Origin of the sequence: Sporosarcina cascadiensis (assembly GCF_009650995.1) — a bacterium.
In the GTDB taxonomy this organism is placed as follows: Bacteria; Bacillota; Bacilli; order Bacillales_A; family Planococcaceae; genus Sporosarcina; species Sporosarcina cascadiensis.
The window spans coordinates 237,914-264,173 of record NZ_WHVV01000004.1 but is presented as its reverse complement, the minus strand read 5'-3'; the positions used below and the strand labels follow the sequence as shown (position 1 = coordinate 264,173).

The following is a 26,260-nucleotide window of genomic DNA, read 5'->3' as shown; positions in this document are numbered from 1 at the left end:
ATTGGTGTCATCATGCAGTCAATCAATTACGGTAAACTGGCCGAAAAATATGGTGTCGATTTCCCGACGATTAAATCAGGCCCTTACAAAGATATGATGAGTCCGACGAGGGAGATGAAACCCGAAGAGCGGGAAATGCTTCAGGAAATGATTGATGATTCATATAATCGTTTCGTAGATATCATTGCTCAAGGACGTGGAATGGATGAAAAAGAAGTGCGTAAAGTAGCGGACGGCCGCGTCATGAATGGACGCCAAGCGATTGAAGCAGGTCTGGCGGATGACTATGGGAAGTTACCGGCTGTGGTTTCTGCAATGAAAGAAGACTATCATTTGGAAAATGCATCCGTTTTTGAATATGGTACGCCTGATAATTTAGCTTCACTCTTATCATTAAAAGCACATGATGTATTCGGCGGAGATGTTGAATCACAAATTATCAAAAAAATGATTGCGGAAAATCAAGCCCCCCGGATGATGTATTTGTATGGTGAGTAAGGAGGAGAGTGTATGATGACGAATGAGATGCTGAACACACAGCGGCCATTGCCGGCATACCCGTCTCTTTTTCAGCCGAAATATGCGGGTTTCTGGATCAGGCTTTGGGCATTTTTGATTGATTTTTTGATGGTTTCAGCAATCAGCGGCATTTTTATTAAGCCAATTTTCCGTTTGCTAGATGCCGGGATTACTAAACCATTTGCCTTTTTATTCAGTCCTTATAAAATTGCGGCGCTTTTATTGCTTCTGCTTTACTTTATCCTGATGACCAAATGGGCGGGTCAAACCGTGGGTAAAATGATTATGGGCATACGGGTCGTCAAGCTGAATGGAGAAAAGCTGGACTGGAATACGGTATTATTCAGAGAAGGAATCGGACGTTTTATTTCGCAGATGTTGTGGATACCGTATCTGCTCGTATTGTTTACTCCTCATAAAAATGCGCTTCATGATATTTTTGCTGACACAGCAGTCGTACATGAGCGACTATTTGAAGAAAAGAAATTGACTGAAACAGACACGTCTGAACAGCATCAGTTGCAAGAAGACCCGGGCTTTTAGTACACTAGCTTAAAAGGAGTGATTGATTTGGTAAATGTTACATTTAAGAACAACCCTGTCCATTTGGAAGGAACAGAAGTAAAGGTTGGAGAAATAGCACCTGATTTTACAGTGCTTTCAAATGATCTAAAGCCGGTCACGCTGGCCGAGTCGAAAGGGAAAGTACGTCTCATCAGTGTCGTGCCATCCGTCGATACAGGTGTTTGCTCTCTTCAGACAAAACGTTTCAATGATGAAGCGATGGCTCTTGGGGATGATGTAGAAGTGATAACTATTTCTGTCGATCTTCCTTTTGCGCAGGCGAGATGGAAAGACGCTGAAGGAGTCGAGAATTTACAGCTATATTCTGATCACCGAGATCTTTCATTTGGAACAGAGTTTGGCACTGCGATTAAGGAACTGCGTTTATTAACCCGCTCCATTTTCGTAGTGGACCGCGACGACCGTGTTTCATATGTAGAATATGTCAGTGAAGCAACCGACCATCCCGACTATGATGCAGCCATTCAAGCGGTAAAAGAACTGAATTAAATCGCAACCCACCTGATGAGGTGGGTTTCTTCATGGAGGAAATACAATGAACAATATGGAAAAAGTTTTTACTTATTATGATGAGTATGCAGCTAATGCCGACGGGCTATATTTAGATGCGGTGCTGGCAGCCAGTGAAAGATGGCTTGATCAGCCGGGTGCTGTGGAATTGGAGAGTCCGGTGAAACCCGAAGAAATTCGAAAAGGCGTGCAGCTGGCTTTATTAAAAGGAATGAAGCAGTCTGCGCAGGCGCACCACCAGATGACACCTGATTCCATTGGCTATTTAATCGGCTATTTGGTTAACAAGTTAATGAAGCAGACAGAAGACGCGACCTTTTTAGACCCGGCTGCTGGAACGGGTAATCTGCTCTTTACCGTATTGAACCAATTCGAAGGGAATGCTTCGGCAAGTGCAGTAGAAATTGATGATGTATTAATTCAAATTGCCGCTGCTACAGCGAACTTGCTGCAGCTTCCTGTATCTTTCTATCTGCAGGATGCTATGCGTCCGTTGCCGATGGATTTGGTAGATGCGGTTGTCAGCGATATTCCGGTAGGGTATTATCCCGATGATGAAGTAGCGCTGGATTATGAGCTTATGCCTGAAGAAGGACATGCTTTTTCACATTATCTTTATATTGAACAATCAATGCGTTATGTGAAACCGGGAGGCTACGGATTTTTTGTTGTGCCGTCCAGACTTCTGACAGCAGAAGGCGCTGAACCTCTATTACTGTTTCTGAAAGATCATCAACTGCTAAGAGGGCTGTTTGAACTTCCTGCTTCATTATTTGCAGATCAGCGTTTTGCGAAAAGCATCCTGCTTTTACAGCAGCCTGATGCGCAAATGATTATCCCTAATGTATTGCTTGCGAAGATACCTGAATTAGGCGACGTACGGGCAATGCAAAGCTTTTTTGCTAAAGTGGGCCGCTGGATGGGAAATAAGGAAGAGTGACCGAGCGGTCGCTCTTCCTCTATTTTTCTAATTATGAAAATATTTACAGAAAAATAGAATAAATTTCATATTTTTAATTGCGTTTCAAATTAGTAGGCATTATACTAGTTTGAAACGTTTAATAACGTAATAGTGAACTGAAGGGGTGGATAAAATTGCCGAAAATTTTATCGGTTAATGCAGGAAGTTCATCTTTAAAATTTCAATTGATTGAGATGACGACAGAAGAAGAGATTACAAAGGGGTTATTCGAAAGAATCGGTCTGAACAATTCGATTTTTTCTATGTCAACGAATGAAAAGAAAATCGAGAAGGTTTTGGATATTGCGGATCATTCTCAGGCAGTCAGCATGCTGCTCGCGCATCTTTTGAGTGAAGGTGTTGTCGAATCTTACGATGAAATTGACGGAATGGGGCACCGCGTAGTTCATGGGGGAGAGCTATTCAGTGATTCAGTTCTAATCGATGAGGAAGTAATTGAACGACTTGAAGAAATCTCAGGTTTTGCACCTTTGCACAATCCGGCTAATATTGTCGGGATTAAAGCCTTTAAAGAAGCGCTGCCGAACATACCTGCAGTTGCGATCTTCGACACTGCATTTCACCAGACAATGCCTGAAAAAGCGTTTTTGTACGCTTTGCCATATGAATATTATGAGAAATACGGAATTCGTAAATACGGGTTCCACGGTACAAGTCATAAATATGTGACCGAACGTGCGGCAAAGATTCTGAACCGTCCGCTTGAAGATACACGTCTTATTTCCTGCCATTTAGGAAACGGTGCAAGTATCGCAGCAGTTAAGGGCGGTAAGTCAGTTGATACGTCTATGGGCTTTACCCCTTTAGCAGGTGTTATCATGGGCACGCGGTCAGGAAACATTGACCCGGCTCTAATTCCGTATATGATGGAACGCACCGAACAGACAGCTGACGAAGTAGTCAATGTTTTAAATAAGAAATCCGGCTTGCTGGGCTTAAGCGGATTTTCCAGTGATTTACGTGATATAACGGAAGCGGCTGAACAAGGAAACGAACGCGCGCAATTAGCTCTTGATGTGTTTACCGATCGCATTCACCAGCATATCGGTCAGTACGCAGCTGGAATGGGCGGGGTCGATGCGATAATTTTCACTGCAGGAATAGGTGAGAACAGTGCGATTGTGCGGGAAAAGGTAATGAACGGATTAGAATTTATGGGTGTGTATTTCGATCCTAGCCTTAACAACGTCAGAGGACAGGAAGCGTATATCAGCTTCCCGCATTCGCCTGTTAAAGTATTGATCATTCCGACAAATGAAGAAATCATGCTGGCTCGTGATACAGTTCGTATTGCTAATATTTCAGTAGAATCAGTACCGCTTGAAACAGCAAAATAAAATAAAAAAACTCGTTCTTCGTGTGAAGAACGAGTTTTTTTATTAAGCTAAGTGTTCTGGTGTACGAACTACCAGTACGTCACATTTTGCAGAACGTACAATGTTTTCGGATACACTTCCGATTAGGAAACGCTCTACGCGGTTAAGACCGGTAGCACCGCAAATGATTAGATCTGCATCTAATTTGTTCGCAATGTCACGAGGGATTAAAGTCTTTGGCGAACCATACTCCACATGAATTTGAGTATTAGTTATTCCAGCCTGAGCCGCTTCGCCCCGGTATTCGGTCAATAACTCTTCCGCATACTTTTGAGCTCTTTCAGCAATTGAACGATCATATGCTTCGACTGCCGCATACGAACGAGTATCAATGATGTTGATTAAGTGAAGAGTTGCATCATTGCGATCTGCAATCGCGATTGCTTTTTTAAATGCCCATTTTGCCTCATCAGAACCGTCTACGGCTACAATAATATTTTTGTACGTCAATGCCATAAATACCACTCCATCCTTAAAGTTAAATTGTTTCTACACTACTCTATTCTTCATAACTTAAGATATTCCTTCTATTTTGTCGAAACTATTTCTCTAAAGCATCAAATTTGAAAACGATAGGGATTGAGTGAAAAAAAGAGGAAAAAACTTATATTTTCTGATAAGATGAAATTGACATTAATCGGCAAGATGACATGAGCGATTAACGTAACTTTCAATTTAGGAGGATTTTGCATGCGTATAGGTGTTCCAAAAGAAGTTAAAAACAATGAAAACCGAGTGGCAATAGCCCCTGCCAGTGTCCTGACTTTAAAAACTGCCGGACATGAAGTATATATTGAAACAGGTGCAGGTTTGGGGTCCAGCTTTCAGGATGAAGAGTATAAGGAAGCGGGAGCGATAATCGTTCCGACCGCTGCAGAAGCCTGGGATGTCGATATGGTATTAAAGGTCAAAGAACCTGCTTCTTCAGAATACCAATACTTCCGTGAAGGATTAGTGTTATTCACGTATTTACATTTAGCTCCAGAAGTAAACTTAACCAAAGCGCTGATTGAAAATAAAGTTACTGCAATTGCCTATGAAACAGTGCAATTACCCAACGGTTCTTTGCCATTACTAGCGCCGATGAGTGAGGTGGCCGGCCGGATGGCGACCCAGATTGGTGCGCAATATCTTGAAAAGACAAAAGGCGGTAAAGGAATCCTGCTTGCAGGCGTACCTGGTGTTTCCCGTGGTAAGATTACTATCATCGGCGGAGGACAAGCCGGAACGAATGCTGCGCGTGTGGCAATCGGAATCGGTGCACACGTCACCATCCTTGATCTTTCCGTTGAGCGCGTTCGTCAACTGGACGAGCAGTTCGGAAAAGATATCCAAACGCTTGTTTCGAATCCATATAATATTGCAAATTCCGTGAAAGACGCGGATTTGGTTATTGGCTGCGTACTCATACCTGGTGCTAAGGCTCCGACATTGGTTACGGAAGAAATGGTGAAATCCATGAAACCTGGTTCTGTAGTGATTGATATCGCGATTGACCAAGGCGGGATTTTCGAAACGTCTGACCGTGTCACGACACATGATGATCCAACTTACGTGAAGCACGGCATCGTGCATTACGCAGTAGCGAACATGCCGGGAGCAGTTCCGCAGACTTCTACAGTTGCATTAACAAATGTCACGATTCCATATGCATTGCAAATTGCCAATAAAGGCGTCAAGCAAGCATGCTTAGACAATGAAGCACTTCGTAAAGGCCTCAACACACTGGCCGGTAAAGTTACGTACAAAGCGGTAGCCGAAGCTCAGGAGCTCGAGCATACTGATGTTACTAACGTTTTAGAAACCATATAAGACGAAAACAGTCCAACACTGCTAATCTGTGTTGGACTGTTTTTTTGGGGGGCTGCACCAAAATAGGTTCTTGAAAACTTGTCATGTCTGTATTGCGAAAATCCTGCTGCAGTTTAAACCCGCTTCGGCGCTAGGGGATTGCCTTACGCTATGAGCCTACTGACAAAGAGCGTGACAGCAGTCTCACAGCAACGGCCGACCCCGCAGTTGCGCCTTCGCTTTTGCTAAAGAATGTATGTCATGTTGCTTTTTGGCAGAGTGTGAGTTGAGTTGGCTTCGTTTCTCGACTTTGTAAACACTTTGATCACAAGGATTTAAGTCTTTGCAAAATGCTAAGTATTGCATGAAGCGCCTTACCTATCGTGATGGTCTAAGATAGTATGCTCATACTGCCTGCTTATACAAAAAGTCTTGAAACACCAGCCAGTGTACCTTCGTTCCAAGCAACCTAAGTACGCCGCGTCCTGCGGCAACGGTTGCATGACTCACTTTGTGTGAGCCCGCGGCAAAACCACTCTGGGAGGATCAGCCGACAGGTGAGACAACTTGCGGGAGCGCAGCGAGAGCCGTCACGAAGAACGGCTTTTGCGAGTAAAAGCGAAGCGTTAGGAGCACATCTTTGCACTTCAAGTTGGCTCACCGCGGGCCCGCAAGACACGCGTCCGCCTGGAACGCAGGGGAACGGTCTCCTACCCACTTACCATTCTATACTGCGCAATCATAGTCAAATCCATGAAATAGACTGTCAAGCACATGTTTTGGTGACGAGCCTTCTTTTATTCAATTATTTTAAGCTCTTTAGGGAATTTTGTTAAAACTTCCACACCGTCTTTTGTGACGAGTACATCATCTTCAATCCGTACGCCTGTAATTTCAGGATCATAGATACCCGGCTCGATCGTGAACACCATACCTTCTTCGAGCGGCAGATTATTGTGTTCTGTGATGGACGGATATTCATGGACCGAAATACCGAGACCATGCCCGATTCGATGCGGGAACAGTTCGCCATAGCCGGCTTCATCAATGATAGAGCGTGCGGCTAAATCCACTTCTTTCGCGAGAATTCCCGGACGCACAGTGTCAATGGCTGCCTGCTGTGCTTTTTTAACGGTTTCATAAATTTTCAGCTTAGCTTCTGCTGGCTCACCAAATGAAACAGTCCGTGTAATATCCGAGCAATACCCTTTATAAACCACACCCAGATCGAAAAGAATGAAATCACCTTTTTCAATTCTGCGGTCACCGGGTATGCCGTGAGGGGAGGCAGTTTTTTTGCCCGAAATAATGATAGTTTCAAATGCCATTTTTTCTGCACCTTTTTGCTTTACAGCCTGTTCGACTGCCTGAACGATTTCAAGCTCTGTCTTGCCCTCGGCTATTTCGCCGCAGCCAACCTCAATTGCATAGTCTGCTAATTGTGCAGCTTTTCGTAAGTATTCGATTTCCCTGACGTCTTTAATTAGCCGGTTTTTCGCGAGCATGTCATCTGATTTAGCAAACAGCAGTGCAGGGAAACGCTCCTGAAGAATTTCAAACCGGTCGACTGTCAGATGCTCTTTTTCAATTGCCAATAATGTCAGTTCGGAAATACGATCCAGTATAGCTTTCTCCAAAAACTCGAAGGCGTTATCAGTATCTTTATAGCCAATAACATCATGTGGCCAGCCAATTGCTTTTACATCGGATACTTCCATAGAAGGACAGATAATGAATGGTTCTTTTTCTTTAAAGATTACCACGCCCAGTAACCGTTCATGCGGATCACTGCGGAAATTTGACAGATAAAATATATTATCGGGATTTGTGATTAACGCCGCATCGATTTGACGATCAACCAAAAAATCTTGGACTTTCTTCAAGTTTGACATGATGTTGCCTCCTTTGTTTCTGTCAGTATAACAAAAAAGAGGATTTTATGTTGTTTTAGAGAAGGTAGATATAGCGGGTTATTATATTTAGGAGAGTGATCTTTGTGAAAATTTCGTACCATGGCCATTCAATCGTGAAAATTGAGACCAACGGAAAGACGATATTGATTGATCCATTTATTACCGGCAACAAACTCACTGATCTTAATGCAACAGAAGAAAAGCCGGATGTCATTTTATTGACGCATGGTCATAATGATCATGTCGGTGATACAATGGACATTGCAAAAAGAGAAAATATTCTTGTAGTAGCTCCAAACGAATTGGCTGTTTATTTAGGATTCCAAGGACTGCAGACGCATGGCATGAATATTGGAGGGGCTAAGGAGTTTGATTTTGGTACAGTTAAGTATACACAGGCGTTCCACAGTTCCTCTTATACAACTGAAGATAATGAAATCATCTACACCGGGATGCCGGCAGGATTGCTGCTGACAATTGAAGGGAAAATCATCTATCACGCTGGAGACACTTCGTTGTTCAGTGACATGAAATTGTACGCAGAAGACCCAATTGATATAGCATTTCTTCCAATCGGCGATAATTTCACTATGGGGCCGGCAGACGCTGCGAAGGCAGTAGAGATTCTGAAACCAAAGTTAACAGTACCCGTCCACTATAATACGTTTCCGCCAATCGAGCAGGACCCCGAGGATTTCGCAACACTTGTCACGTCCCATGAAGTGAAGATCATGCAGGCAGGAGAAATCATTGAATTATAACGTCATTAAAGAACAAAAATAAAATAATATCGCGGTCAAGACGCTTTGTTGTCGTCTTTGACCGCTTTTTGATTGATTTATGGTATGATTAGCAAAAAGCCTAAATCGTTCAAAACAGCTGGAAGAAAAAGGTGAAGCCATGTCAACAAAACACGAACAGATTTTGCGTTATATTGAAAGTCTGGCAGTTGGAGAAAAAATCTCCGTTCGCCAGGTAGCCAAAGCGCTGGAAGTAAGTGACGGAACTGCATATCGTGCGATAAAAGAAGCCGAAAACCAAAAGCTAGTCAACACGATTGAACGTGTCGGCACAATTCGGATAGAAAAAAAGAAAAAAGAAAATATAGAACGCCTGACATTTGCCGAAGTCATTAATATCGTAGACGGAGTGGTGCTGGGCGGTCGTGACGGTTTACATAAGACCTTAACAAAGTTTGTAATAGGCGCAATGCAGCTCGATGATATGATCCGCTATATAGACGCAGGCAGTCTGCTCATTGTAGGGAACCGCCTGAAAGCGCATGAAATTGCAATAAAAGCGGGTGCTGCTGTCCTTGTGACTGGTGGTTTTGATGCATCTGATGAAGTGAAACAGCTGGCAGATGAAATGAATTTGCCTGTCATCTCCACGAGCTATGATACGTTCACGGTTGCTACTATGCTTAATCGTGCAATTTACGACCAGCTGATTGAAAAAGAAATTTTATTGGTAGAAGATATTTTAACACCGATCGCCCAAACGGTGACTTTATCTCCGGAAGACTCGGTGGACCAGTTTTATGAAGTCAATCATCAAACTTCCCACTCTGCCTATCCAGTAGTAGAATCTAACGGTAAATTGGTGGGTATCCTTACCTCTCGTGATGTAGTGAGCAAACCCAACATGGATATTATCAGAAAAGTGATGACGCCGAACCCTATTACGGTCAGCGGTAAAATGAGTGTTGCATCTGCGGGGCACAGTATGATTTGGGAAGGTATTGATCTTATGCCTGTAGTATCGGATGCAGGCATTTTAGAAGGTATTATCAGCCGTCAGGACGTATTAAAAGCCCTTCAAATGACGCAGCGCCAGCCGCAGCAGGGCGAAACTATTGACGATATCATCAAGAATCAAATGAAAGCGATTCCGAATGAACCCGAAAATATCGAATTCGCTGTTGTGCCGCAAATGACGAACCAATTCGGTTCCCTGTCATATGGCGCGATGCTGACTATTTTGAATGAAGCAGGCAGCCGGGTCATCCGCATTCAGAAAAAAGGTGAAAGTGTACCTGAAAACATTACAATCTATTTCATTAAACAAGTCCAGCTGGGTGCAACGGTGAAAGTTGAGCCTAAACTGCTGCATGTGAGCAGACGTTTCATCAAACTGGAAATTGAATTGTTTTCCAATGGAAGCATCGTGGCAAAAGCCATGGGAATGTTCCAGCTCTTTGATAAATAAAAGCACAAAAAAACTGATGTCCATGGACATCAGTTTTCATTAAGTGCACGTTCTTCGGCTACGAACTGCTTGTAGTGTTTCATTGCTTTAAAGTTAAAGATGGCTACATAGCCGCCGAATAAAACGAAAATAGCTACTACAATGTATGTCAGGACTCCTTCAAACAACAATAATTGGTTGATGCCGAAAAAGATCAGCAGTGTGCCGAGTGCAGTGCCCGCCATGCTGGCATACATCTTCTTGCGAATCGGAAACATATGGCTTGTGCGGAATTGCCGGGTCTTAAAAGCAAAATAAAAAACGCCGGAAGCAACAATGCCAAAAACAAATAGAAAATTGATCGTTCCCATTAAAAAAAGCCTCCATTACATGAAAGTAATCTATCGGTATTGAACCTTTTAGTCACTATATATTGTATCGGCTTTTCATGGCAATTGCGAATACTAGAACAAGAACTTGGAGGAATCCTCATGAAACGACAAATCATAGACACAATTGAACAATATGAAACCATCATCATCCATCGGCATGTCCGTCCAGACCCGGATGCATATGGATCTCAGATGGGGTTGAAGGCTTTGCTGGAGAAAAATTATCCAAAGAAGCGCATAATGGCAGCAGGAACGCACGATGTACTGTTAAGTTATTTAGCCGAACCCGACTGCGTGGCGGAAGAAGATTACAATGGAGCGCTGGTCATTGTTACGGATACTGCAAATACCGATCGGATCGATGGGCCTTACTTTGACCGGGGTGCTTTCCTTTTAAAGATTGACCATCATCCGAATGAGGATCCTTATGGTGATGAGCGGTGGGTAAATACAGACGCCAGCTCCTGTTCGGAAATGATTTACACTCTTTTTGAAGAAGGCCAGGCTTCGTCCGGCTGGGAAATGTCAGCTGAAGCCGCTCGCTTTTTATTCGCAGGAATTGTCGGTGACACCGGACGTTTCATGTTCCAGAGCGCGACTGAAAAGACCTTTGAAGTGGCGAGTTCATTGATTAAACAAAACTTTGACCGCACACAATTATTTGCGGATATGTATGAAGTGGACCGTAAAATCCTGCATCTGCAGGGTTATATTTATCAGAACTTTACGATTGATGAGAATGGAGCCGCCTATATTAAACTGACACAGGAAATTTTGAAGCAATTTAATGTGACGGTAGCTGAAACGTCTGATTTAGTCGGTTCTCTCGGGAATGTAAAAGGAATTTGCGCCTGGATTATTTTCGTTGAGGAAGACGATCAGATTCGTGTCCGTCTGCGTTCAAAAGGACCGGTAATCAATACACTGGCGATGCAATATAAAGGCGGCGGCCATCCGCTTGCCTCTGGAGCATCCGTTTATTCTTGGAAAGAAGCAGATGAAGTCATTGGGAAGTTACAGGAACTTTGCCGAAATTACTAAGCAGAGCTGAGGGATTGCTATGGACCTGATGTACCCGCAAATCATTACAGGCGCAGATCTGCTGCGCGGAATAGTGAAATTAGACGAACTGGCTCCTCTTTTACAAAAAAGAGGGGCCCGTTCTGCTGCAATCGTAAATAGTAAATTATACGGTGTCCGCTCGTTCAGTAAAATGTTGCTGAAATATGGTATTCAGCCTGTCATCGGTCTATCGGTATATGTCACAGTGGAAGAGAAAGATCTGCTGGTATATGTCTACGCCCACAATCAGCAGGGCTTTTCTAATCTGATGAAAATGAGCAGTGCGATCTCAACACGTGAGGAAGAAAATTTGCCCCTGGCCTGGCTGAATGCATATCGTGAATCGTGCTCGATAGTCTGTGCGGTGACCGATTCTTCATGGGCTGATTATCGTACGGATGAAGTGATTCGTCAGATCATAGGAGGCGGAGACACAGCAACTGCTTTTATCGGAATAGCGCGTCCGGGAGGATTTCGCCATCCGGAAGAAGAAACACTTGTTCAAATTGCTGAAAACTGCGGCCTGCGTGTTATTGCCTGTCAGGAAACGCGGTTTCTTCATCTTGAAGATTTTCCTGCCTACGAAGTGGCTGCTGCCATTCGAAACGGCTATAAACTGAATGATCCTCAAAAGCCGCCGAATCGTTTTCGACAGGCCTTTTTACCTGAAGAGAGTGAGCTGCTCGAATGGTTCCGCGATGTTCCGCAATGGCTTCATACAATGGAGGAACTTCTTCGTTCGTGCCAGGTGGAACTTTCAAAAGGCCCTTTCCAGATGCCTGTGTTCCCAGTCGGAAATGCTCAGACACCTGCATCATTACTCACAGAAAAATGTCTGCATGGACTTCAGAAACGTTTTCAGCCAATACCTGAAGAATACATGGATCGATTGCATTACGAAATAGACGTAATTGAAGAAATGGGCTTTACTGATTACTTTTTGATCGTTGAGGATTATGTTAAATTTGCAAAAAGCCAAAAGATTCTTGTGGGACCGGGACGGGGATCGTCTGCAGGCTCACTTGTGGCGTTTTCTTTGGGGATAACAGAAGTGGATCCCATTCATTACGGCTTGCTGTTTGAGAGGTTTTTAAATCCTCAAAGAGTAACAATGCCTGACATTGACATTGATTTTGCAGATAACCGCCGGACTGAAGTCGTAAATTATGTAGCGGAGACATACGGTAAACAATATACAGCACAAATCATTACATTCGGCACATTGTCGACGAAGGCTGTGGCGCGGAATGTAGGAAGAGTGTTGGATTTCTCACCGGAAGAAGTACGTTTTATTTCTAACGCGCTGAGCAGGGGGCTGTCGTTCAAGGATTCCGTTCAGCAATCGAAAAAATTGCAGGATTGGATTGCGGTGGATCCGAAGAGAGCACTTTGGCAGCAAGCGGCTGAAAAATTAGAGGATTTACCGAGAAATGCTTCAACACACGCAGCGGGAGTCGTACTCTCAGCAGAACCGCTCGTCCATTTTGTGCCGCTGCAATTGGGCACTGAAGAAGTGTTTTTGACACAATGGGCAATGGAAGACGTGGAAGAAGCAGGTTTATTGAAAATGGATTTCTTAGGGTTGAGAAATCTTACATTGCTCGACCGTATTCATTCTATGATCCAATATAATAAAAACCAATATATCGATTTTGAAAAAATTTCTTTTAATGATCAGCCTACGTATCGCTTATTTAAGTCGGGGGATACGACAGGGATTTTTCAATTTGAATCTCCCGGCATGCGTCAGGCGCTAAGGACCATTCAGCCGGATGATTTTAAAGATTTGTATTCTGTAAATGCGCTCTACAGACCGGGTCCAATGGAATTTATTCCTCTGTACAGCAGTCGTAAAAAAGGGCAGGAACCGACAAATTATGAGATTCCTGAATTACAGCCGATTTTGTCGGATACATACGGCATTATCATTTATCAGGAACAGATTATGAAAATTGCTGTCGAAATAGCCGGATTCTCGATGGCGGAGGCAGACTTGCTGCGCCGGGCCATTAGTAAAAAGAACCAGCAAGTATTGGAAGAAGAGCGCCAGCATTTTATTGCCGGTGCGACAAAAAAAGGATTTAACCGGGACAAAGCGAATAACGTCTATAACTTAATCGTCAAATTTGCAGATTATGGATTCCCGAAGAGTCATGCTGTGGCGTATACGCTGATTTCTTATCGGCTGGCTTACTTTAAAGCAAATGAACCGCTGTATTTTTATGCGGCCTATTTATCTTCGCTTACAGGCAGTAAAGAAAAGATGATGGAACTGATCCGCGAAATTCAGGCCAAAGGAATAAAGATTGCTCCTCCTTCTGTTCAAAAGAGCCGTTACGGACACACGGTAGAAGGGGAGGTCATACGTCTGGGGCTTGGGGCGATTAAAGGAGTAACCTATGCTTTCTATCAGCAGCTCGCTGAGGCGCGTCAAAAGAATCACTGGAATTCCATGTTTGATATGGCTGTGGCAATGGGTGCCGGTCATTTCACTGAAAAAGCACTTCTTCCTCTAATTAAAGCAGGTGCTTTAGATGAATTTGGAGAGACGAGATCTGTTCTTCTTGCTTCATTTGAGGCAGCTCATTCTCATGCATTATATATTGGGGATGATGCGTTCAGTGACCAGTTTCAATTTAACTCCCGGCCAAAGTACACCCCCGGAGGAAAAATGGACCGAATGACCATGCTGCGTTTTGAACGGGACACTTTAGGGTTTTACTTGTCAGAACACCCGGTACAGCAGCTGAAACAGCAGTCCGCTGCAGAAATTCAATCCATCGATTCCGCGGTTACTATGCGGGTGGGTGCAAAAGTCAATTGTATGGGAATGATTTTATCCGTCAAGCGAATCCGAACGAAAAAAGGGGAAGCAATGGCTTTTTTTACGCTGCAAGATGAAACAGGGGAGATTTCCTGTACTGTATTTCCTAAACAATATGCAGAAACCAGTATTCATTTGACAGAAAATCAATTTATCCAAGTGGCCGGTTCAATAGATTATCGCAATCAATCAGTACAACTGATTGCGGAACGGTGTATCCCGTTATCCGCAGATCAGAAAGAATAAATCAATCGGTCGAATTTCTTGATAGCCAGTAACCCATGCTGTTACTGGCTGCATCTTTATTTTTTAAAAGCGAGCGTTCAGTCGGGATGAAATAAACTGATGAAATTTCAGGTTTTGCCTTTACGGAGCGTATTCTTTTTTGTATGCTAGTAAGCAAGGTGGTCAGACCACTTTGCCGATAGAACAATAAAGGAGTTCTTCAATGCAAAATTCACAATCCTCATCCAAGAGATTTTTGGATATTATCGGAGAACTGCAATTACTAATTAAAGATAAAGGCATTCAATATGGTGATAAACTGCCTTCGGAACGCCATCTTGCTGAACATTTGCAGGTTGGAAGGTCAGCAGTCCGTGAAGCGTTGCGAAGTATGGAACTGCTTGGTTTAATCGAGACCAGGCGCGGTGAAGGGACATATTTGTCAGATTTTAAGAAGCATCAGTTAGTGGAGGTGCTGTCCAGCTTCATTATGCAGCAGGCCCGCTCGGTAGAAGATGTGACAGAGACCAGAATGATTCATGAACGGGCTGCCATCATCGCTGTGACAGAGGACGAAGAATTACGCGCGCTGCCGGTCTGGCGGGGCATGCAGACTAAACTGCGTGAATCCGATGCAATTTTCCTGCGGGAAGATTTAATACGTGAAACAATTGTTGCGACTGAAAATCGCCTGTCTTTAAAAATTTGGTTTTTATTGAAACAATATAGCGGTGTGTCTTTTGATGTGGCTATCATGGAGCACGATGAAGTAGAAACGGCAAGCGCATTGCTAGATGAAATGATAGCAGGAAACATGGAACAGGCAATTAAGTATTACACACAATGGATGAACCGAGTTGAAGGAGAAAGAGGGGAAATGGAATGAGTATCCGAGAATTATTTAAAAAGAAATCAAAAGAAGACAATGCTACGATACCTTCTGCAAAAGGAAAGAACGATGTACCGGAAGGAATCATGACGAAATGTCCGGAGTGTAAACATGTAATCCTGACAAAAGATCTGATGAAAAACAGCAAGGTCTGTCCTGAATGTCAGCATCATTTCAAAATGACTGCTCATGAACGGATCGAACAATTGCTGGATGCTGAAAGTTTTACATCCATGGACGATCATCTGATAACTGAAAACCCTCTGGATTTCCCTTCATACACGGAAAAAATCAAGGCAGATGCGGCTGCGACCGGTTTGAATGAAGCGGTTTTGACAGGCATCGGAAAGATCCAGGGACGTCAAGTAGCGATTGCCGTCATGGATGCACATTTCCGAATGGGTTCGATGGGGTCGGTAGTAGGTGAAAAAATCACAAGAGCTGTAGAAAAAGCAACAGAACTTGGTATTCCGATGCTGATTTTCTCAGCGAGCGGCGGAGCGCGGATGCAGGAGGGTGTGTTGAGTCTGATGCAAATGGCAAAAGTGAGTGTTGCCTTAAAGCGTCATTCCAATAAAGGCCTGTTATTTGTATCCATTATGACTTATCCGACGACCGGCGGGGTTTCAGCCAGTTTTGCATCTGTTGGTGACATAAATCTGGCAGAACCGAAAGCACTGATTGGTTTTGCGGGAAGACGCGTCATTGAACAAACCGTCCGTGAAAAATTACCGGAAGATTTCCAGACAGCTGAATTTCTGCTTAGTCACGGTCAGGTCGATGCAGTAGTTCACCGAAATGACATGGTGGATGTAATGAGTAAAATCATTCATCTGCATGCAAGAAAGGAGACAGAACTGGCATGAGTAAAACATTAGCGTTTGAAGAACCCATTGTAAAACTGCGTGAAAAAATCAATGAGCTGGAAGAATATACTGCAGTCAATGATGTGGATCTCACGTCTGAGATCAGTAATCTAAAAAAACGTTTATCAAAATTAGAAAAAGATATATACGAAAAGATGGAACCGTGGGATCGTGTGCAAGTGGCGAGACACCCGGCAAGACCTACGACGAAAGATTATATCGAGAGTCTTTTTGAAGATTTCATTGAGCTTCATGGTGACCGTAACTTTGCAGATGATGAAGCAATCATCGGCGGCATCGCTTCATTTGAACAAATGCCCATTACGATTATCGGACATCAAAGAGGGAAAGATACAAAAGAAAATGTCAGAAGGAATTTTGGCATGCCGCATCCTGAAGGTTACCGAAAAGCATTGCGCTTAATGAAACAGGCAGAAAAATTCAATCGTCCGATTGTCTGCTTTATTGATACAAAAGGAGCCTATCCGGGTAAAGCGGCAGAAGAGCGCGGCCAGAGTGAAGCCATTGCCCGCAATTTAGTGGAAATGGCAGGTTTGAAGGTTCCTGTAATTTCTGTTGTTATCGGTGAAGGCGGAAGTGGCGGTGCTTTGGCGCTGGGTGTCGCGAACCACATTCATATGCTTGAGAACTCCACATACTCTGTCATCTCACCCGAAGGTGCGGCGTCTATATTGTGGAAAGATCCGTCACTTGCCAAGCAGGCGGCTGAAGCGATGAAAATTACTGCACCAGATTTAAAGAACATGAAAATTATCGATGAAATTATTCCCGAGGTACTTGGCGGAGCACATCGAGATACAGCTCAGCAAGCAGTAGAAATGCGGGAAACACTGCGCAGATCTCTGCAAATATTATGCGAACTCTCTGCTGATGAATTAATCGACCAGCGTTATGAAAAGTTCCGTAATATTGGTGTCTTTTCGGAATGAAAGATGCGGGAAACCGTATCTTTTGCTCATTACATAACCGGTAAAGAGGAAAGGAGAGTGCGGGATGAAAAAAATTGCTGTGTTGACTAGTGGCGGAGATGCCCCAGGGATGAATGCAGCCATTCGTTCGGTTGTCAGGAAAGCAATTTTTGAAGGGCTGGAAGTGGCAGGTGTGTTTAATGGATACCAGGGATTAATCGACGGCAAAATCGAACAGTTTCAATTGGGTTCAGTCGGAGATATTATTCAAAGAGGCGGAACGATATTGCGTTCAGCAAGATGTCCTGAATTTACCACAGTCGAAGGCCGTGAAAAAGCACTGCGTCAAATTAAACTGCATGGTATAGAAGGGGTCGTCGTAATCGGAGGAGACGGTTCGTTCAGAGGGGCCAATGAACTGGTGAAGCTGGGCGTTCCCTGTGCCTGTGTGCCCGCGACAATCGATAACGACATTAACGGCACTCAGTTTACAATTGGATTTGATACCGCGCTGAATACAGTTGTAGAAGCAATAGATAAAATTCGTGACACGGCGACTTCGCATGACCGTTCATTCATCATTGAAGTGATGGGGCGCGACGCCGGCGATTTGGCGTTATGGGCAGGACTGGGCGGCGGAGCAGAATCTATTTTATTGCCGGAAAAAGAATTTGATGTTAATTCCATTATCAATCGGATCAAACAAAGTACAGACCGGGGAAAAAAACATAGTATTATCGTGCTTGCAGAAGGAATGATGCCGGCGAGCGAATTGGCGGAAATACTGAAAAAAGAGGCGAATGTAGAAACGAGGGTTTCTATTTTGGGCCATATGCAAAGAGGCGGATCACCATCTGCTCGGGACCGCGTTATTGCAAGTCAGTACGGCGCAAGAGCGGTTGAAGCATTAATTGAAGGAAAAACGAATGTTGCCATTGGTATGAGAAATCATAAAGTGGTAGACTATAATTTAGAAGAAGTGTTTACGAAACGAGAAAAGTTGGACTTATCATTATTGGATCTAGCCGAAACTTTATCCATCTAATTGCTATAGTCTACACAACACAGAGGAGCGATAAGCAGTGAGAAAGACAAAAATCGTGTGTACAATCGGTCCGGCCAGTGAATCGTATGAATCGCTGAAAAAACTGATTGACGCAGGGATGAACGTTGCGCGTCTGAACTTCTCCCACGGCACCCAGGAAGAACACCGAGTACGTATCGAAAGAATTCGTAAAGCAGCAAGAGAAAAAGGAAAAGTTGTCGGTATTTTATTGGACACAAAAGGCCCTGAAATCCGGACACATAAAATGAAAGACGATCAGATTGAATTAGTCAGAGGACAGGCCATCGACATCTCGATGGAAGAAGTGCTTGGAACAGAAGAAGTGTTCTCTGTAACCTATGAGGAATTGATCAAAGACGTTGACCGTGGATCATTTGTCCTCCTTGACGACGGTTTGATTGAATTAGAGGTAACAGGAAAAGACGAAGAAAAAGGCTTGATCCATACGAAAGTCATCAACGCCGGACCTTTAAAGAATAATAAAGGCGTTAACGTTCCTAATGTCTCTGTTCAGCTTCCTGGAATTACAGACAAAGATAAAGAAGATATTCTCTTCGGTATTGAACAAGATGTCGATTTTATCGCAGCTTCCTTTGTTCGCCGGGCATCAGACGTCATGGAAATCCGTGAATTGCTTGAAAATAATAATGGCGGACACCTTCATATCGTACCAAAGATTGAAAACCAGGAAGGCGTAGACAATTTAGATGAAATACTTCAATTGTCGGATGGCCTGATGGTTGCACGCGGAGACTTAGGTGTGGAAATTCCAGCTGAAGAAGTGCCGCTTGTCCAAAAAATGATGATCAAAAAATGTAACCAATTTGGTAAGCCTGTTATTACTGCTACACAAATGCTGGATTCTATGCAGAGAAATCCGCGTCCTACAAGAGCTGAAGCCAGTGACGTCGCAAATGCCATCTTAGACGGTTCTGATGCAATTATGCTTTCAGGTGAGACGGCTGCCGGACTTTACCCGATTGAATCTGTAAAAGTCATGAACAAGATTGCTGTTTCTACGGAAGATTCCATGGATTTCCACTCAGTTGTATCTACACGCAGTAAGGAAAAAGAAGGAAACCTTACAGAGGCAATTGGACAGGCTGCGGCTTACACAGCGCTGAATCTGAATGTAAAAGTCATCTTGGCACCGACGGAAAGCGGTCAGACTGCCATAATGATTGCGAAGTACCGTCCGGGTGTTCCGATCATTGCAGTTACTCGTTCCGAGGCAGTTTCCAATAAACTGACACTTGTCTGGGGTGTCTATCCGATTGTTGGTAAAAAAGCGCTGGATATTGACGGCATCCTTCAAGAGTCAGTTGAAGAAAGTGTCAAACATCAATATGTAACTCACGGTGACGTAGTCATTATTACCGCAGGTGTGCCGGTAGGCGAAGCAGGAACAACCAATTTGATGAAACTTCATGTCATTGGTGATTTAATTGGACGCGGACAGGGAATTGGTAAAAATGTGGCGTTCGGTAAGGCTAAAATCATTAATTCAGCAAGAGAAGCACTGACTCAAATAACTGAAGGAGACATCATTGTGACACGGTCGACTGATCGCGATATGTATGCTGCACTTGAGAGATGTGCGGGCATCATCACAGAAACCAGCGGATTGACCAGCCATGCTGCAGTAGTTGGATTGAGCTTGGGAATTCCTGTTATTGTCGGAGCTGAAAATATCACATCAGTTATAAAAAGTGGCAGTGACATTACAATGGATGCAGCTACAGGCGTCATTTATAATGGGCATGCTAAAGTATTGTAAAACATTCAGACCGCTATTCTCTAAATTTGAGAAGGCGGTCTTTTCGGAGGTTACGTTATGAAGTGGTTAGTAGGTCTTTTCATTATTGTCCCAACTGCAGAACTGGCGCTGTTAATGTATTCAGGTAAAGCACTGGGAATTTTTCCGACGATTTTCATCATCCTGGCGACAGGAATAAGCGGTGCCTATTTAGCTAAAAAGCAAGGCTTGCGCGCTTGGCAAGATCTTCAGTACCGTTTGGCGAATCGTCAAACACCGGGCAAAGCGCTGATTGACAGTGCGTGTATTTTCATTGGCGGATTACTATTACTGATTCCGGGATTTATTACAGATCTGAGTGGTTTATTACTGCTGTTCAGCGGTCCACGTAAAATACTGTATCCGTTTATTATAAAATGGCTTTATAATAAAATGAGAAATGGTCAAATTCGCGTCATGTGAATGCAGGATGTTCTTTTACTTTTAATGCAAGAAAAAGAAAAAATGGTAAAAATAGAATGCCATATAAACCGAATAAATATACAGCGCATGCTGTGATCAGAAATGAATGAACGGTCCGTAATTTGAAAGTATGCGCCCATAAATAGGACTCTGTCATCTGCCGGACTATGAGCAGTAAGACATATAAAACGAGTAATCCGATTGCTGATTGTACGTTTTCAATATACAGCATAAAAGCGATCATCGGTAAAAATACCAGTCCTATCCCTAAAAACGGGATACTGTCGAATAAAGACAGCAAAAAAGCTTTCGTAAAATGCGACTCAAATCCGAGGAACCAAAATCCTATGCTCATGAGTAAAAAGGTAATGAAAAATAATCGAATCTGTACTGAGAAGAAATGTCCCATCAAGCTACTTGCTTTTGAGAATATCCTTTGTGCTGCCGGACGAAGTTTCTGAGGGAAATAAACTAGAAACCAAAAACGATTCGAAGCACTTTCCCGCAAAGCGAAAAAATAAGCAATTAAAAACATAAACAGGCTAAATAAATGCTGAAATAATTTTTGGAAGAAAGTGAGAACAGCTTCCATTGCTTCATGGCTTGATTGGATAAATTGTTCAGCCGCCACATTAAATTGCAGGCCTTTGCTGTCTATCATGTCTAAGACAAGCGCTAATTGATCTTCAATTGTCCAGATTATCGAAATAAATCCGTTGACAGAGAAGAAAACAAAAGCATACAGCAAAAATCCTATGGCGGCCATAATGATTAATGCCGCTAAAAATGCCGGCAGTCTAGTGAGTGAAATCAAGGCATTCACTAGCGGTGCTGTGAAAAAAGCTAAAATGACTGCAAATCCTATAGGCGGGATGATGAGTACAAACATCGCAATCAGTAATGCAGGCAACCATTGACGAGTGTAGGTTTGTAAGCGTTGTGAATCAAATGAAATCATAGTTTTTCGCCAGCCTTTTAGAATATTTATAAATAAAAAAACGTCTTAACCATTCACAAAACCATAAAAGATGCTTATAATGGATTTTGTAAGCGTTTTAGATAAAAATATAATTAGCAGGTGGCCGTCATTCTGCACTCAGCTTCTCTGGGGATGGCCAAACTGGAAAGAAGGAGAGAATATCATGACAGCTACAAAAGGATTGGAAGGTATCGTTGCAGCACAAACTCAAATCAGTTCCATTATCGATGACACACTCACGTATGTGGGTTATGGCATCGACGATCTAGCGGATAATGCTAGTTTTGAAGAGGTAGTTTACCTTCTTTGGCATAAGCGTCTTCCGAATTCAGACGAGCTTGCCGAATTGTCACAGCAGTTGGAAGAGCATGCAGAAATTCCGCAAGGGGTAATCGATCACTTTAGTACGTATCCAATTGATAAAGTGCATCCGATGGCAGCACTTCGCACAGCGATCTCACTTCTAGGATTATACGATGATAAAGCTGAAGATATGTCACCTGAAGAGAACTACAAAAAGGCGATTAAACTTCAAGCAAAAGTTGCAACAGTTGTTACTGCTTTCGCGCGTATTCGTAAAGGACAAGAGCCAATTGCACCTAAAAAAGGTCTTAGCTATGCTGCAAATTTCCTTTATATGCTTTCGGGCGAAGAGCCTGCTGATATCGCAGAAGAAGCATTCAATAAGGCACTTGTACTACATGCAGACCATGAGTTAAACGCCTCTACATTCACAGCGCGTGTATGTGTGGCAACTCTATCTGATATGTATTCAGGTGTTACTGCTGCGATCGGCGCTCTTAAAGGACCGTTACACGGCGGAGCAAACGAAGCGGTTATGAATATGCTAATGGAGATCGGCGATGAAGATAAGGTCGAGCCATATATTCGTGAAAAGCTTGCTAACAAGGAAAAGATCATGGGCTTCGGTCACCGCGTTTACCGTCAGGGAGACCCGCGTGCTAAGCACCTGCGTGAAATGTCTAAGAAACTTACTGCTCTTCGTGGTGAAGAAAAATGGTATAACATGTCTGAGAAGATTGAATCAATTGTGACAGGCGAAAAGAAATTGCCTCCAAATGTTGATTTCTACTCGGCTTCGGTATATCATTCATTAGACATCGATCATGATATTTTCACACCTATTTTTGCAGTTTCCCGTTTCTCAGGATGGATTGCACATATCCTCGAGCAATACGAAAACAACCGTTTGATCCGTCCTCGTGCAGAGTACGTTGGACCAGACATGCAAAAGTATGTTCCAATCAATGAACGATAAAAACTAGTAAATTTGTGGGGCGGTATTTCGTATACCGGCCCACTGATTTTGAAATCAGGAGGATATTAATAATGACTAATGATGGAAAGATTACAGTAACTAACGGTGTATTAAACGTCCCAGATCACGCAACGATTCCTTTCATTATCGGCGACGGTACAGGTCCAGATATCTGGAACGCAGCTTCACGTGTTATCGAAGCGGCTGTCGAAAAAGCTTATGATGGCAAAAAGAAGATTAATTGGTTAGAAGTTCTAGCAGGAGAAAAAGCTTTCAACCAAACAGGTGACTGGCTTCCGAAAGAAACTCTAGACACAATTGAAGAATATCTAATTGCGATTAAAGGACCGCTTACAACACCAATCGGCGGAGGATTCCGTTCATTGAACGTTGCATTGCGTCAAGAACTTGATCTTTACACATGCTTGCGCCCGGTTCGCTATTTTGAAGGAGTACCTTCACCCGTGAAACGTCCTGAGGATTGTGACATGGTTATTTTCCGTGAGAACACAGAAGATATCTATGCAGGAATTGAGTATCAGGAAGGCTCCGATGAAGTAAAAAAATTAGTTAACTTCCTTCAAACAGAGCTAGGTGTTAAAAATATTCGTTTCCCTGAAACTTCAGGCCTTGGCATCAAGCCGATTTCTGAGGACGGTACAAAGCGTCTGGTACGTGCTGCTTTAGAATATACTTTTGAAGAAGGCCGTAAATCATTGACACTTGTTCATAAAGGAAACATCATGAAGTTTACAGAGGGAGCATTCGCTAATTGGGGATATGAAGTTGCTGAGCAGGAATACGGCGACAAAGTATTCACATGGAGAGAATATGACCGCATTAAAGAAGCAGAAGGAACAGATGCAGCAAATAAAGCACAGTCTGACGCAGAAGCTGCCGGCAAAGTCATCGTAAAAGATGCTATTGCAGATATCTTCTTGCAACAAATCTTAACTCGTCCAAAAGAGTTCGATGTAGTGGCTACTATGAACTTGAACGGGGATTACATTTCTGACGCGCTTGCTGCACAAGTAGGCGGAATCGGAATCGCACCGGGAGCAAACATCAACTATGTAACTGGACATGCGATCTTTGAAGCAACTCACGGTACAGCACCTAAGTATGCTGGATTGGATAAAGTCAACCCTTCATCCGTTCTTCTTTCAGGCGTTATGATGCTTCAGCACCTTGGCTGGAACGAAGCAGCTGATTTAATCACTGCCTCTATTGAAAACACAATTGCGTCTAAAGTTGTGACGTACGATTTTGCACGTCTAATGGACAACGCAACTGAAGTCAGCACTTCTGGATTTGCTGATGAACTAATCAAAAACCTATAAGAAATACATGAGAAAGGGGGATCCGTTCCCCTTTTTTCTATTATATTGTTCTGAAAAGGAGAGTTTTACATGTCATTGAAGCGTAAAAAAGTATCGGTTATCGGATCTGGTTTTACTGGAGCAACAACTGCATTCCTTTTAGCTCAAAAAGAACTTTGTGATGTCGTAATCGTTGATATTCCCCAGATGGAAAATCCGACAAAAGGCAAAGCATTGGACATGCTCGAAGCTGGTCCGGTTCAAGGGTTCGATGCGAATATCATAGGAACTTCCAATTATGAAGATACAAAGGATTCCGACGTAGTGGTGATTACTGCGGGAATTGCGCGCAAACCCGGAATGAGCCGAGACGATTTAGTTCAGACCAATCAAAAAGTAATGAAATCAGTAACAGCTGAAATTGTGAAATATTCACCGGATACGAAAATCATTGTATTAACGAATCCGGTGGATGCCATGACATATACGGTATACAAAGAGTCGGGCTTTCCTAAAGAGCGGGTGATCGGACAATCAGGCGTACTGGATACAGCCCGATTCCGTACATTTGTTGCTCAGGAATTGAACCTCTCCGTTAAAGATGTGACTGGTTTTGTATTAGGCGGTCATGGAGATGACATGGTTCCGTTAGTACGTTATTCCACTGCCGGCGGTGTTCCGCTTGAAACGTTGATTTCTGCAGGACGTCTGGAAGAAATCGTTGATCGTACACGTAAAGGCGGAGCTGAGATTGTTAATCTTTTAGGCAATGGTTCTGCATACTATGCGCCTGCCGCTGCTTTAGTGGAAATGACTGAAGCGATCCTTAAAGATCAAAAGCGTGTCCTGCCTTCCATAGCATTCCTGGAAGGTGAATACGGCATGGACAGTATTTATTTAGGTGTTCCGACTGTGTTAGGTGCAGGCGGGATCGAGAAAATTATAGAACTGGAATTGACAGATGATGAAAAAGCCGGTCTTGAGCAATCGGCCGACTCTGTTCGAGCAGTCATGAACATTCTTGCATAATTAATTCATATGAATCGGGCGGCTCCTTTGCTGTCCGATTTTTTGCTGCTCGATTTTCTTCATTCGGATTGGTATACTTTAACTAAATGTAAAAGTTTCTGATTTTTGCTGCATTACACAAGAATACATTAGGGGGAGATTTGTTTGTTGAAGGGTAAACGTAAAACGCTGGGGAAAGGGTTATCCGAGCTGGAAGTGGGCGAGAGGCTTAGTTTAACCGAGAAAATTGAAGACAAAGATCTTATGCTTTATTTAGGATTGACAAATGATGCAAATCCGCTTTATCTACAGCATGATTATGCAGCGGAAACCATTTACGGACAGCCGATTGTTCCGCCGATTATGCTTACAGGAATTGTGACATCCGCGATTTCTAAACACCTTCCCGGACCCGGCGCCCATATCATTAATCAGCAGCTGCATTTTCCGAAACCCGTATATCATTATGCAATTGTAGAATTCATTCTGGAAGTTACCAAGCTGGATATAACATCGAATCAAGTGACGATTTCAGTTGATGCGACAGATGAATCAGGTGAACGTGTGATGAGCGGTGAAGTTGTCGTCATAGCACCTGAGAGGTCTTTGGCGGAACAAACGGCGAAAAGGGAAGCTGCCAATGGTAAATAGGCTGCAGAAAATACTGATTGTAGAGGATGAGCAGTCGATTCAAAAACTGCTGGAATTTACATTAATGCAGGCAAACTATGAAACGGCTATTGCACAAGATGGTGAACAGGCACTAAAAATGGTCATGGAAGAAAGCCCTGATCTGATAATCTTAGATTTAATGCTGCCAAAAATTGATGGCATGGATGTTTGCAGACAATTGCGTAACCGAGACATAGATACGCCGATCATCATGCTGACTGCAAAAGGAGAAGAAATGGACAAGATCATCGGCTTGGAGATGGGCGCTGATGATTATATGACAAAGCCTTTCAGTCCGAGAGAAGTGGCAGCACGGGTGAAAGCGGTCCTTCGTCGAACAGGGGAAAGAGCGAAACCAAAAGACGAAATGCTGGAGGCGGGCCAATTACTCGTTTATCCTAATCGTTTTGAAGTCTATCTTGAAGATAGCCCGTTGGAATTCACGCGCAAAGAATTTGAGCTGCTTGTTTATTTAATGCGGCATCCGAATCGAGTGCTGACACGCGGCCAATTGCTTCAGGCTGTCTGGAATTATGAATTTGCGGGAGATACAAGAATCGTGGATGTTCATATCAGCCATTTGCGTGACAAGATTGAAGAAAATACTAGGAAACCCCGATATATCAAGACGATGAGAGGGGTCGGCTATAAGTTCGGAGAGTAAATCGG

At 43.3% G+C, this 26,260-nt stretch carries 25 protein-coding genes; 21 read left to right on the top strand and 4 right to left on the bottom strand.

What is annotated here, in order from left to right; genetic code table 11:
- From GDZ68_RS06715 to GDZ68_RS06695, 5 genes are all read left to right on the top strand, one after another.
- Positions 1–498: S49 family peptidase (locus GDZ68_RS06715; RefSeq protein ID WP_194841085.1), on the top strand; the 498-nt coding region annotated here is incomplete at its 5' end.
- Between the two features lie 12 nt (positions 499–510).
- Positions 511–1,062 (top strand): RDD family protein, encoded by a 552-nt coding sequence (locus GDZ68_RS06710; protein WP_153721496.1) that lies wholly within the window; start codon positions 511–513, stop codon positions 1,060–1,062.
- 27 nt (positions 1,063–1,089) lie between these two features.
- On the top strand, positions 1,090–1,593 hold the full coding sequence (gene tpx, locus GDZ68_RS06705) for a thiol peroxidase (protein WP_153721495.1): 504 nt from the start codon (positions 1,090–1,092) through the stop codon (positions 1,591–1,593).
- 46 nt (positions 1,594–1,639) lie between these two features.
- The gene (locus GDZ68_RS06700) at positions 1,640–2,554 is read left to right on the top strand and encodes a class I SAM-dependent methyltransferase (protein WP_153721494.1); all 915 of its coding nucleotides are present in this window, start codon (positions 1,640–1,642) and stop codon (positions 2,552–2,554) included.
- 155 nt (positions 2,555–2,709) lie between these two features.
- Entirely contained in the window at positions 2,710–3,933 is a 1,224-nt protein-coding gene (locus GDZ68_RS06695) for an acetate kinase (protein ID WP_153721493.1), read from the top strand.
- Positions 3,934–3,975: 42 nt separating this feature from the next.
- Here GDZ68_RS06695 and GDZ68_RS06690 read toward each other — a convergent pair whose 3' ends face one another.
- Entirely contained in the window at positions 3,976–4,428 is a 453-nt protein-coding gene (locus GDZ68_RS06690) for a universal stress protein (RefSeq protein ID WP_153721492.1), read from the bottom strand.
- 234 nt (positions 4,429–4,662) lie between these two features.
- On the opposite strand from GDZ68_RS06690, the gene ald reads away from it, so the two are divergent.
- Positions 4,663–5,784: an alanine dehydrogenase gene (gene ald / locus GDZ68_RS06685; RefSeq protein WP_153721491.1), complete on the top strand. Its 1,122-nt coding sequence runs from the start codon at positions 4,663–4,665 to the stop codon at positions 5,782–5,784.
- Positions 5,785–6,560: 776 nt separating this feature from the next.
- Here ald and GDZ68_RS06680 read toward each other — a convergent pair.
- A complete protein-coding gene (locus GDZ68_RS06680) occupies positions 6,561–7,655 on the bottom strand; it encodes a M24 family metallopeptidase (protein WP_153721490.1) in 1,095 nt (364 codons plus the stop codon).
- 104 nt (positions 7,656–7,759) lie between these two features.
- On the opposite strand from GDZ68_RS06680, the gene GDZ68_RS06675 reads away from it, so the two are divergent.
- Both GDZ68_RS06675 and GDZ68_RS06670 read left to right on the top strand, forming a co-directional pair.
- Positions 7,760–8,437, top strand: a complete 678-nt coding sequence (locus GDZ68_RS06675; RefSeq protein ID WP_153721489.1) for a metal-dependent hydrolase — start codon at positions 7,760–7,762, stop codon at positions 8,435–8,437.
- Between the two features lie 139 nt (positions 8,438–8,576).
- Entirely contained in the window at positions 8,577–9,884 is a 1,308-nt protein-coding gene (locus tag GDZ68_RS06670) for a DRTGG domain-containing protein (protein WP_153721488.1), read from the top strand.
- A gap of 29 nt (positions 9,885–9,913) precedes the next feature.
- Here GDZ68_RS06670 and GDZ68_RS06665 read toward each other — a convergent pair whose 3' ends face one another.
- Positions 9,914–10,234, bottom strand: a complete 321-nt coding sequence (locus tag GDZ68_RS06665) for a YtpI family protein (RefSeq protein WP_153721487.1) — start codon at positions 10,232–10,234, stop codon at positions 9,914–9,916.
- A 120-nt stretch (positions 10,235–10,354) separates the two neighbouring features.
- Between GDZ68_RS06665 and GDZ68_RS06660 the strand changes: the two genes are divergently transcribed.
- From GDZ68_RS06660 to GDZ68_RS06625, 8 genes are all read left to right on the top strand, one after another.
- Complete coding sequence (locus tag GDZ68_RS06660; protein WP_153721486.1) at positions 10,355–11,296, top strand: DHH family phosphoesterase; 942 nt, start codon at positions 10,355–10,357, stop codon at positions 11,294–11,296.
- A 19-nt stretch (positions 11,297–11,315) separates the two neighbouring features.
- Positions 11,316–14,387: a DNA polymerase III subunit alpha gene (locus GDZ68_RS06655; protein ID WP_153721485.1), complete on the top strand. Its 3,072-nt coding sequence runs from the start codon at positions 11,316–11,318 to the stop codon at positions 14,385–14,387.
- Positions 14,388–14,589: 202 nt separating this feature from the next.
- Positions 14,590–15,252, top strand: coding sequence for a FadR/GntR family transcriptional regulator (locus tag GDZ68_RS06650; protein WP_153721484.1), 663 nt, complete (start codon positions 14,590–14,592; stop codon positions 15,250–15,252).
- Positions 15,249–16,121 (top strand): acetyl-CoA carboxylase, carboxyltransferase subunit beta, encoded by an 873-nt coding sequence (accD, locus tag GDZ68_RS06645; RefSeq protein ID WP_153721483.1) that lies wholly within the window; start codon positions 15,249–15,251, stop codon positions 16,119–16,121. Before GDZ68_RS06650 ends, accD begins: the two co-directional genes overlap by 4 nt.
- Positions 16,118–17,071, top strand: a complete 954-nt coding sequence (locus GDZ68_RS06640; RefSeq protein ID WP_153721482.1) for an acetyl-CoA carboxylase carboxyltransferase subunit alpha — start codon at positions 16,118–16,120, stop codon at positions 17,069–17,071. Before accD ends, GDZ68_RS06640 begins: the two co-directional genes overlap by 4 nt.
- Positions 17,072–17,135: 64 nt before the next feature.
- Positions 17,136–18,095: a 6-phosphofructokinase gene (gene pfkA / locus GDZ68_RS06635; RefSeq protein ID WP_153721481.1), complete on the top strand. Its 960-nt coding sequence runs from the start codon at positions 17,136–17,138 to the stop codon at positions 18,093–18,095.
- Positions 18,096–18,132: 37 nt separating this feature from the next.
- Positions 18,133–19,893: a pyruvate kinase gene (gene pyk, locus GDZ68_RS06630; RefSeq protein ID WP_153721480.1), complete on the top strand. Its 1,761-nt coding sequence runs from the start codon at positions 18,133–18,135 to the stop codon at positions 19,891–19,893.
- A gap of 57 nt (positions 19,894–19,950) precedes the next feature.
- Positions 19,951–20,334 carry an FxsA family protein gene (locus GDZ68_RS06625; protein WP_153721479.1) on the top strand — a complete coding sequence of 128 codons (384 nt, stop codon included), beginning with the start codon at positions 19,951–19,953 and terminating at the stop codon, positions 20,332–20,334.
- Here GDZ68_RS06625 and GDZ68_RS06620 read toward each other — a convergent pair.
- A complete protein-coding gene (locus GDZ68_RS06620) occupies positions 20,327–21,292 on the bottom strand; it encodes an AI-2E family transporter (protein WP_153721478.1) in 966 nt (321 codons plus the stop codon). The genes GDZ68_RS06625 and GDZ68_RS06620 overlap by 8 nt on opposite strands.
- A 184-nt stretch (positions 21,293–21,476) precedes the next feature.
- On the opposite strand from GDZ68_RS06620, the gene citZ reads away from it, so the two are divergent.
- From citZ to GDZ68_RS06595, 5 genes are all read left to right on the top strand, one after another.
- Entirely contained in the window at positions 21,477–22,592 is a 1,116-nt protein-coding gene (citZ, locus tag GDZ68_RS06615) for a citrate synthase (RefSeq protein WP_153721477.1), read from the top strand.
- Positions 22,593–22,660: 68 nt separating this feature from the next.
- Positions 22,661–23,932, top strand: a complete 1,272-nt coding sequence (gene icd / locus GDZ68_RS06610) for an NADP-dependent isocitrate dehydrogenase (protein ID WP_255425137.1) — start codon at positions 22,661–22,663, stop codon at positions 23,930–23,932.
- A 69-nt stretch (positions 23,933–24,001) separates the two neighbouring features.
- Entirely contained in the window at positions 24,002–24,940 is a 939-nt protein-coding gene (mdh, locus tag GDZ68_RS06605) for a malate dehydrogenase (protein WP_153721475.1), read from the top strand.
- A gap of 144 nt (positions 24,941–25,084) precedes the next feature.
- Positions 25,085–25,570: a MaoC/PaaZ C-terminal domain-containing protein gene (locus GDZ68_RS06600; RefSeq protein WP_153721474.1), complete on the top strand. Its 486-nt coding sequence runs from the start codon at positions 25,085–25,087 to the stop codon at positions 25,568–25,570.
- Positions 25,560–26,255 (top strand): response regulator transcription factor, encoded by a 696-nt coding sequence (locus tag GDZ68_RS06595; protein ID WP_153721473.1) that lies wholly within the window; start codon positions 25,560–25,562, stop codon positions 26,253–26,255. The genes GDZ68_RS06600 and GDZ68_RS06595 overlap by 11 nt, the downstream gene beginning before the upstream one ends.
- Positions 26,256–26,260 lie beyond the last annotated feature (5 nt).

What these genes read in the sequence shown, in the direction of transcription:
- GDZ68_RS06690 (WP_153721492.1), bottom strand. Translation starts at nt 4,428, where the DNA reads ATGGCATTGACGTACAAAAATATTATTGTAGCCGTAGACGGTTCTGAT.
- GDZ68_RS06680 (WP_153721490.1), bottom strand. Translation starts at nt 7,655, where the DNA reads ATGTCAAACTTGAAGAAAGTCCAAGATTTTTTGGTTGATCGTCAAATC.
- ald (WP_153721491.1), top strand. Translation starts at nt 4,663, where the DNA reads ATGCGTATAGGTGTTCCAAAAGAAGTTAAAAACAATGAAAACCGAGTG.
- citZ (WP_153721477.1), top strand. Translation starts at nt 21,477, where the DNA reads ATGACAGCTACAAAAGGATTGGAAGGTATCGTTGCAGCACAAACTCAA.
- GDZ68_RS06625 (WP_153721479.1), top strand. Translation starts at nt 19,951, where the DNA reads ATGAAGTGGTTAGTAGGTCTTTTCATTATTGTCCCAACTGCAGAACTG.
- accD (WP_153721483.1), top strand. Translation starts at nt 15,249, where the DNA reads ATGAGTATCCGAGAATTATTTAAAAAGAAATCAAAAGAAGACAATGCT.
- pfkA (WP_153721481.1), top strand. Translation starts at nt 17,136, where the DNA reads ATGAAAAAAATTGCTGTGTTGACTAGTGGCGGAGATGCCCCAGGGATG.
- GDZ68_RS06620 (WP_153721478.1), bottom strand. Translation starts at nt 21,292, where the DNA reads ATGATTTCATTTGATTCACAACGCTTACAAACCTACACTCGTCAATGG.
- GDZ68_RS06710 (WP_153721496.1), top strand. Translation starts at nt 511, where the DNA reads ATGATGACGAATGAGATGCTGAACACACAGCGGCCATTGCCGGCATAC.
- GDZ68_RS06640 (WP_153721482.1), top strand. Translation starts at nt 16,118, where the DNA reads ATGAGTAAAACATTAGCGTTTGAAGAACCCATTGTAAAACTGCGTGAA.
- GDZ68_RS06650 (WP_153721484.1), top strand. Translation starts at nt 14,590, where the DNA reads ATGCAAAATTCACAATCCTCATCCAAGAGATTTTTGGATATTATCGGA.
- mdh (WP_153721475.1), top strand. Translation starts at nt 24,002, where the DNA reads ATGTCATTGAAGCGTAAAAAAGTATCGGTTATCGGATCTGGTTTTACT.
- GDZ68_RS06655 (WP_153721485.1), top strand. Translation starts at nt 11,316, where the DNA reads ATGGACCTGATGTACCCGCAAATCATTACAGGCGCAGATCTGCTGCGC.
- GDZ68_RS06700 (WP_153721494.1), top strand. Translation starts at nt 1,640, where the DNA reads ATGAACAATATGGAAAAAGTTTTTACTTATTATGATGAGTATGCAGCT.
- GDZ68_RS06660 (WP_153721486.1), top strand. Translation starts at nt 10,355, where the DNA reads ATGAAACGACAAATCATAGACACAATTGAACAATATGAAACCATCATC.
- GDZ68_RS06595 (WP_153721473.1), top strand. Translation starts at nt 25,560, where the DNA reads ATGGTAAATAGGCTGCAGAAAATACTGATTGTAGAGGATGAGCAGTCG.
- GDZ68_RS06665 (WP_153721487.1), bottom strand. Translation starts at nt 10,234, where the DNA reads ATGGGAACGATCAATTTTCTATTTGTTTTTGGCATTGTTGCTTCCGGC.
- GDZ68_RS06670 (WP_153721488.1), top strand. Translation starts at nt 8,577, where the DNA reads ATGTCAACAAAACACGAACAGATTTTGCGTTATATTGAAAGTCTGGCA.